The following is an 8,512-nucleotide window of genomic DNA, read 5'->3' as shown; positions in this document are numbered from 1 at the left end:
CGGTTGGGCCCAACCGCGGGACCGCCGCGCCGAGGCCGCGCAACAGCTCGACGGCCGCGGCCAGCGCTGGGGAGCCGGCCCGCGCTCCGCCCGCACCCGCCGCGCCGGTGGGTGGATCATCCGAGGTGAGGACGGTCATCCCCGACAGGGGCAGGCTCACCGTCCCACCTCCCTGCCTCCCATGGTGATGTCGGTCTGGACCGGTGCCAGGAGCAAGGTCGGCTCAGTTCGTTCCTCGGTGGCTACCCGCTACCGTTTGCCCGTGCCGATCCCACCTGTCGCCCAGGCAGCATCTGTCACACCGGTACCGTCGGTCGACCTGTTCCCGGTCGGCGTGCTGCCGATCGATGTGGCAGCTGATCTTGTGGATGTGGCATCCCCGGCTGATCTTGTCGACCTCCTCGGTGGTGTGCCACTGCTGGCTGTCGACCTGACGATGGCCCCGTCGCCGGCCCCGGCCCCGGCGACGGACCTGCCGACAGGTTCGACAATGGATCGGGCCGGCGTGGTGACCGCGGCGCTGGAGCGACTCGCCCAGGCCCGCCCGCCGATCGTCATCGTAGGGGTGGCCGCCGGGGGCTGCCCGCCTACCGGCCTCGCCGTGGGAGCGCCGGACATCCTGCTCACGGTCGGTACGGGAGAGATCGCGAAGGCCGGTGCGCGAGCGGGGACACCCGGCGCGGTCGAGGTGGACGACCTCGCGGACGCGCTGGCGCGGCTCGTCCGCCAGGTGCGTGCGCACCCGCTCGCCGCGGTCGCTCTCGTCGGCCTGCTGCGGTTGACCGCGACGCTCGCTCCGCTGGACGGGCTGGTGGCCGAGTCGTTGGCTTACTCGGCCCTGCTTGCCGGCCCGGAGTTCGCGGCCTGGCTCGCGGGCCGTGGCCCGATGCGTCACCGCGACAGTGTCGAGCCGGTGCGGGTGCGCCGGGCCGGCGGTCAGCTTCGTCTCACGCTGAACCGGCCCGAGGTCCGCAACGCCTACGACACCGCGACCCGCGACGCGCTCGTCGCCGCGCTGCGGGCGGCACGGTCTGACGGCGGCATCACCGAGGTCCTGCTCGACGCGGCCGGGCCGGCCTTCGGCAGCGGCGGTGACCTCAGCCAGTTCGGTACGGCGCCCGATCCCGCGACCGCGCACGTCATCCGGGTCGCTGCCGGCGCGGCGGCTGAGCTCGTCCGGTTTCCCGGCCAGGTCACGGCGCACGTCCACGGGGCGTGCGTCGGCGCGGGCGTCGAGCTGCCCGCTTTTGCCGATCATGTGATCGCCGCCCGGGACACGGTCTTCCGGCTCCCGGAAGTCGGTATGGGGCTGGTGCCCGGCGCGGGCGGCACCGTGAGCATCACCCGCCGGATCGGGCCCGCCCGGACGGCATGGCTTGCGCTGACCGGTGAGCCGTGCGACGTGGTGACCGCCGTCCGCTGGGGGCTTGTCGACGATTGTGCTGGCTGATGGTGATGGGATCGATTGATCAATAACTGATCCGGGATTTCGGTGGGTGCGGTCGGACGGTTTTACGCCTACTATGTGGACGTCCTACTATCCGTTGTCAAACTACCGACGGCGGAGCGAGCCTGCCGTGGGGCCCGGGGGGTCACAGGGATGAACACAGCCGACCGGTCAGCCCCGCGCGTGCCCAAGCACCCGGTGCGTATCGTCACCGCCGCGTCGCTGTTCGACGGGCATGACGCGGCGATCAACATCATGCGCAGGATCCTGTGCTCCCAGGGTGTCGAGGTGATCCACCTCGGCCATGACCGCGGCGTCGACGAGCTCGTCACGGCCGCGGTCCAGGAGGACGCGAGCGGGGTGGCGTTGTCGTCCTACCAGGGTGGGCATATCGAGTACTTCACCTATCTGGTGGAGCGGCTGCGTGAGCGCGACGCCGGCCACGTGCGGGTGTACGGCGGGGGAGGGGGGGTCATCGTCCCCGAGGAGATCGCCCTGTTGCACTCCCGCGGTGTCGCCCGGATCTTCTCGCCCGAGGACGGGCAGCGCCTCGGCCTCCTCGGAATGATCAATATGATTGTCGCCGCCTGTGACGTCGATCTGGCCGAACAGCCCCCGCCACTGCCCGCGGTCCTCGCCGGTGAGCAGGCCGCGCTCGCTCGGGCGATCACCGTGCTCCAGGCCGGCCGTTCGCCCGAACTCGCGGCCGAGCTCCGGGCGGCGGCGCGCACCGAGGTTCCCGTCCTCGGCATCACCGGGACGGGCGGGTCCGGGAAGTCGTCCCTCACCGACGAGCTGCTGCGCCGCTTCCGCGTGGACCAGCAGGACAAACTGCGTATCGCCGTTATCGCGGTCGACCCGACCCGTCGCCGCGGCGGCGGCGCGCTGCTCGGTGACCGCATCCGGATGAACGTGCTCGGTGACGCCGACGGCGGGGCCAATATCTTCTTCCGCTCCCTGGCGACCCGGGGGGCCGGCGGCGAACTGCCCGAACACATCGGCGACGTGATCGCAGCCTGCCGGTCCGCCGGCTACGACCTGGTCGTCGTCGAGACACCGGGCATCGGCCAAGGGGACGCCGGGATCGTCGACCTCGTCGATGTCGCCCTTTACGTGATGACACCCGAGTACGGTGCCGCGTCCCAGCTTGAGAAGATCGACATGCTCGACTTCGCGGACGTCGTGGCAATCAACAAGTTCGAGCGGCCGGGCGCTGAGGATGCCCGCCGTGACGTCGCCCGCCAGCTGGTGCGCAACCGGGAGGCGTTCGGTGTCCCCTGGACGGACATGCCCGTCTTCGGGACCAGCGCGGCCAGGTTCAACGACGACGGCGTCACCGCGCTCTACCAGCACCTGACCGGGCTGCTCGCGGCCAGGGGGCTGCCGCTCGCCGCCGGTGCACTGCCCACGGTGACGGTCAGGGCCTCCTCGGGGCTGGCGACGGTGGTCCCGCGGGGCCGTGTCCGCTACCTGGCCGAGGTGGCCGAGACCGTCCGCGCCTACCATCTGCACAGCGCCCGGCAGGCCGAGGCGGCGCGCCGACGCCAGCATCTGATCACCGCCCGGCGCGAGCTCGCCGCCGCCGGCCACGATCACAGCGCGCTCGACGCCCTCATCGACGGCGCCGAGAAGGCCCTGGATCCCGCCATCGGTGCGGAGCTGGCGAACTGGCCGGCCACGGTGGCGGAGTACTCCGGTCAGGAACTCGTCTACACAGTGCGCGGAAAGGACATCCACACGCCGTTGCGCCGGGTCACCCTGTCGGGCACGTCCATACCACGGGTGGCGCTGCCCCGGATGGACGACCACGGTGAGCTCGTCCGCTTCCTGCGGGCGGAGAACCTGCCCGGCCGATTCCCGTTCACCGCCGGTGTGTTCCCGTTCAAGCGGGCCGGTGAGGCGCCGGCCCGGATGTTCGCCGGTGAGGGTGACCCGTTCCGGACGAACCGCCGGTTCCACTTGCTGTCCCGGGGGTCGCAGGCCACCCGGTTGTCCACGGCGTTCGACTCGGTCACGCTCTACGGCCGCGACCCGGCGGCGCGTCCCGACATCTACGGCAAGATCGGCACCTCCGGGGTCTCGATCGCGACCCTGGACGACATGGCGGAGCTCTACGCGGGCTTTGACCTGTGCGCACCGACGACGAGCGTCTCCATGACGATCAACGGCCCGGCGCCGGCGATCCTGGCGATGTTCCTCAACGTGGCCGTGGACCAGTGCCTGGCCGCGTTCCGGGCCGAACAGGGCCGTGAGCCCAGCGCCGAGGAGGCCGCGGGCATCCGGGTGCGGGCACTGGCGACCGTGCGGGGCACCGTGCAGGCCGACATCCTCAAGGAGGACCAGGGCCAGAACACCTGTATCTTCTCCACCGAGTTCGCCCTGCGCGCGATGGCCGACATGCAGGAGTGGTTCATCGCCCACGGCGTCCGCAACTTCTATTCGGTGTCGATTTCCGGTTACCATATCGCGGAGGCCGGCGCGAACCCGATCAGTCAGCTCGCCTTCACTCTCACCAACGGTTTCACGTATGTCGAGGCGTACCTCGCGCGCGGAATGGCCATCGACGACTTCGCGCCGAACCTGTCGTTCTTTTTCTCCAACGGGCTGGATGCGGAGTACACCGTCCTCGGCCGGGTCGCCCGGCGGATCTGGGCGGTGGCGATGCGCGAGCGCTATGGAGCGTCGCAACGATCGCAGCTGCTCAAATACCACGTGCAGACATCCGGCCGTTCCCTGCACGCGCAGGAGATGGACTTCAACGACATCCGGACGACGTTGCAGGCCCTGTGCGCCATCTACGACAACTGCAACAGCCTGCACACCAACGCCTATGACGAGGCGGTGACCACCCCGACCGAGCATTCCGTCCGCCGGGCACTGGCCATCCAGATGATTATCGACAACGAATGGGGGCTGGCGGGCAACGAGAACCCGTTGCAGGGCTCCTACATCGTCGACGAGCTCACCGACCTCGTGGAGGAGGCGGTACTGGCCGAATTCGAGCGGATCTCCGAGCGCGGCGGTGTGCTCGGCGCGATGGAGACCGGCTATCAGCGCGGCCGCATCCAGGACGAGTCCATGCTGTACGAACAGCGCAAGCATGACGGCACATTGCCCATCATCGGAGTGAACACCTTTCTCGCCCCTGCCCCCGACGCCGGCAGCGGCGACAGTCCGCACGGCCCGGTAGAACTCGCGCGCGCCACCGAGGATGAGAAGCGCTCCCAGCTCGCCCGGCTCGCGGACTTCTCCGCCCGCCACGCCGAGGAGGCGCCGGCGGCGTTGCGGCGGCTGCGCGTGGCCGCCGCAACCGGTCAGAATATCTTCGACGTGCTCATGGACGCGGTCCGCTGTTGCTCGCTCGGTCAGATCAGTGATGCCTTCTTCGAGGTCGGTGGCCGGTATCGTCGTAACGTCTGATTCCCGTGCAGGGACCAACCGCGCCTGAGGTGTCCGTGTCCTCTCCGAAACCCTTGCCGTTCGACCCCATCGAGGAGGCGCGTCGGCAGTGGACAGCGCACGGATGGGCGCAGACCGCCGACAGCATGGCCGCGGTCACGTCCGTGATGCGTGCGCAGCAGATCATCCTGGCCCGGGTGGACGAGGTGCTGCGTCCGTTCGAGTTGACCTTCGCTCGTTACGAACTGCTGATGCTGCTGCTGTTCAGCCGGGCCGGGTCCTTGCCCATGAGCAAGGTCGGCAACCGCCTGCAGGTGCATCCGACCAGCGTGACGAGTGCGGTCGACCGGCTCGCGGCGCAGGGGTTTGTCCGGCGCATCCCGCATCCGACGGACCGGCGGGCGACCTTGGCGGAGATCACGGCGGCGGGGCGGGATGTCGCGGCCGCGGCGACCGACCGGCTCAACGAGAGCGTCTTCGCCAACCCGGATCTGTCCCCTGACCAGATCACGTCGCTCGTTGACATCCTGAGGGAGTTCCGCGGCCGTGCCGGTGACTTCTGACGGCTGACTTCTGACGGCTTTCAGAACCGTCACAGTTCGGTAAGCTGGCGGCCCGCATGCTGGCACTGTTGATACCTGGCTGCGTGGTTCATCCATCACAGGTGTCGGTAGAGCTGGTGTGTCACTCCTGATGACGGCACAAACGCAGATTTCATCAATCGGCTCAATCCATGGATGCTAGTGGCCGCCGATTCCTCGCGCTGTGAGGCGAGTGGGTGCGCGGTGCGGCACAACAGGCCGTCACCACACCGATGCTCACACCGCGGTGGCGGCCGATCCGGCTGAACGCACCCCTGCAGGAGGTCGCCGATGGTCATCCCAGCGCAGGGGGCCGGCCGGCCCCCGACGGCCGCAAGCGGGCCGGGCCGGAGCACACCGTCCTGGCCCGCCACCTCGACACCGTGGTCGGTGGGCAGACAGGGGCTGTTGGCTTATTTCGACGACCTCGTCCTGAGGGCGGCCAGGACCGGACGCGGGAGCGGATACCTGCTCAGCGGCGAACGCGGTATTGGCAAGAGCCATCTGGCCAGGATTTTCACCCACCGGGCCGAGCAGAAGGGGATGGTTACCTTCCGCGGTCGTTGCGTACCCGGCGGATCTCCGTTGCGATCCCTGCGGGAATCCCTACTGCGGGTGGGCAGCAAACTACCAGACGCCGTCGAATTCGAGCAGTGCACTCCCGCGGAGGTGGTGGCAGAGCAGCTTATTGTGCGGTGGACGAGCAGGCCGGGGGAACCGGCCGCGCTCGTGGTTGTGGAGGACCTGCACCACGCCGATCCCCGTACCCAGGAGGTGCTGTTCTATATTTCCGACCACCTCGATGAGGTCCCATTGATACTGGTAGGCACCGCGCAATCACCAGCACGGCTCGAATGGCCGATGGTCGAGGAGATCTGCGGCAACCTGAACTACCTCGACGGGATCATTCCCCCGCTGGCTCCAGCTGAAGTCGAGGAACTGGTCCGCCATCGCATCCCCGCCCCGGACCCACAGGTCATCGACTTCCTGCGCCGCTGGAGCGACGGCGTTCCACTCCACCTGCTTGACCTGCTCGACTGTGTCCACGACCTCGCCACCGCTATCACCGCCGACGGTGATGTCATCGCCACCGGTGGCGACGGCACCGCGATGGCCACCGTCAGCGACCTGTTCACCGCGCAGGTTCCCCGTCCGCTCGCCAGCCGGGTCCTGCTGCGGATGGCCGGATTGGACGATCACGACCGCCAGGCATTGCGGGTGATGAGCTTGTTGGGCCCCACGTTCGGAGCTGACGCCGTGGAGAGGATCACCCGGCTTCCCGCCGGCATGACCGAACGCTCCATCAACCGGCTTGTTGAGCTGGATATCGTGCAGGCGTGTCCGCTCGCGGACCGGGACGGTTTCGGGTTCCGGCACGCGCTCGTCGGCGAGGTGATCCGGCGCACGATGTCCCCCGACCAGGTGCGCTCGCTGGGCCGCGCGGCGGCCGAGCTTCTCCGCGACCAGGCGCGGCACGAGGCGGAGACCGATCTGTCGCTGGCACGGCGGAAACTCCAACGCGCCGCGGCAATCCTGGCCCCGGGTTCGCCGGAGCACACTGAGGTCCTGACGGAGCAGCTCGACATCGTGTCCCGTATCGGCGACGCCGGGGCCGAACGGGCGCTGCTGTTCTTTCTGCGCCCCAGCGTGCAGGCGCCCGGTACCAGCGCCGGTCCGGGACGTTGCGGGCCCGGCGGGCTGGTGGACAGCGTGGACCAGGTACGGGTCCTGCTCCGGGCGGCAGCCACCGCGCTGACGCTGGCCGATGACCTGACGGCGCGACGGCTGGCCCTGCGCGCGCTGCGTGCCGCTCTGGATCTCGCGCTGCCCGCTCTGGTCTGCGAGGCACTTGACGTGCTGGGCTGTGCCGCTGAACGGCACGACATCGCCGCGACACGACGGGCGTACACCAGGCTGGCCAGGGTCGCGGCCCTACACCGGATGACCTACTGGGACATCCATGCCAGGGCGGGAACTGCCGTCGTGCGGATGCTCACCACCGCCGACACCCGCGAGCTGCGAACCGTGCGGGAGCTGGCGGACCAGACGGGGCTGCGGGCGCTGACGACAAGGCTGGAGATCCGGCTCGCGCAGGCCCTCCTGCTGTCCGGGAACGGCGACGAGGCGAAGGTATGGGCTGAGTCGGCCGGGCTCGAAGCAAGGCGGCTGTCCCTGCCCCACTTACTCGGCCAGGCGCAGGGACTGTTGCGCCTGGTGAGAATGGTCGAATCAGAGCGCTCTGGCGCGGACCGCGGCATTGACGGCGACCACACGCTCGTGGATGCGATGGAGGCGCTGGCAGCGAACAACATGGTGTCCCTGGCCCGGGTGCTCGACACGCAGGCCGAGGCGGGTGTGTTCCCCGAGGCCCACGTTCCCTTCTGCTGGTCGGGGCTGCGGCGGCTCGCCCATGCTCTCGAGGGGACCACTGCGCCTGCCGACCCTCTGCTGTCTACGGCCGACCGTGGCCTCGGCGCGTTCGGTCTGGCCGTTGTAACGGGGCGTACGGGGGACCGCGCGCAAGCCGAGCTGCGGGCCTGCGAGGCAGTCCGGCTGCTGCGAGGTTTCGACTGGTGCAGGCATCAGGGCCAGCTCGCGGTGGCGGAGGCGGCCGCCGACGCCGGTTGGGGGGCTCCGGCAGAGTGGCTGCAGGAGGCGATCGCCTACTTTGGCTCCTGTGGACACCCTCGGCTGGTCCAGCAGGCACGTCAGTCGTTGCGCCGCATCGGTGCCCCGGTCCCGCGGCGGGGCAGAGGCGCGACCACCGTGCCTTACGCCCTGGCAAGGGTCGGCGTGACCACCCGGGAGATGGATGTGCTGGAGCTGGTCGCGCGTGGATTATCCAATCAGTTGGTTGCGGACCGGTTGGTGTTATCCACGCGCACCGTCGAGTCCCATCTGCGGAATCTGCTGACCAAGACCGGTTGCCAGAACCGCGCTGACCTGGCCCGCTTCCGTCATGCCGGCACGGACCTGCCCGCGACGGAGCCGTCAGGCACGACGAACATGAACGGCCCGTTGAACGGGACGGCGGTCCAGGGCAGCGACGTGGCCTGACGCGACAGCCTCACGCCGTCCCGGGTGG

4 protein-coding genes are annotated in these 8,512 nt (G+C 69.4%); all 4 read left to right on the top strand.

The window, feature by feature from the left end; translation table 11 throughout:
- The first annotated feature begins 262 nt into the window (after nt 1-262).
- The 4 genes from MJ797_RS16110 to MJ797_RS16095 all read left to right on the top strand — a co-directional run bounded on the left by MJ797_RS16110 (nt 263) and on the right by MJ797_RS16095 (nt 8,484).
- Nucleotides 263-1,450 (top strand): enoyl-CoA hydratase/isomerase family protein, encoded by a 1,188-nt coding sequence (locus tag MJ797_RS16110; RefSeq protein WP_239335665.1) that lies wholly within the window; start codon nt 263-265, stop codon nt 1,448-1,450.
- 150 nt (nt 1,451-1,600) lie between these two features.
- Nucleotides 1,601-4,867, top strand: coding sequence for a fused isobutyryl-CoA mutase/GTPase IcmF (gene icmF / locus MJ797_RS16105; RefSeq protein WP_239335663.1), 3,267 nt, complete (start codon nt 1,601-1,603; stop codon nt 4,865-4,867).
- Nucleotides 4,868-4,902: 35 nt separating this feature from the next.
- Complete coding sequence (locus MJ797_RS16100; RefSeq protein ID WP_239335661.1) at nt 4,903-5,409, top strand: MarR family winged helix-turn-helix transcriptional regulator; 507 nt, start codon at nt 4,903-4,905, stop codon at nt 5,407-5,409.
- A gap of 309 nt (nt 5,410-5,718) precedes the next feature.
- Nucleotides 5,719-8,484, top strand: a complete 2,766-nt coding sequence (locus MJ797_RS16095; protein WP_239335659.1) for a LuxR C-terminal-related transcriptional regulator — start codon at nt 5,719-5,721, stop codon at nt 8,482-8,484.
- The last annotated feature ends 28 nt before the right edge of the window (nt 8,485-8,512 follow it).

Origin of the sequence: Protofrankia sp. CiP3 (assembly GCF_917627345.1) — a bacterium.
Taxonomy (GTDB): Bacteria; Actinomycetota; Actinomycetes; order Frankiales; family Frankiaceae; genus Protofrankia.
The sequence above is the reverse complement of the archived record's forward strand: the minus strand, read 5'-3'. Positions and strand labels throughout refer to the sequence as shown.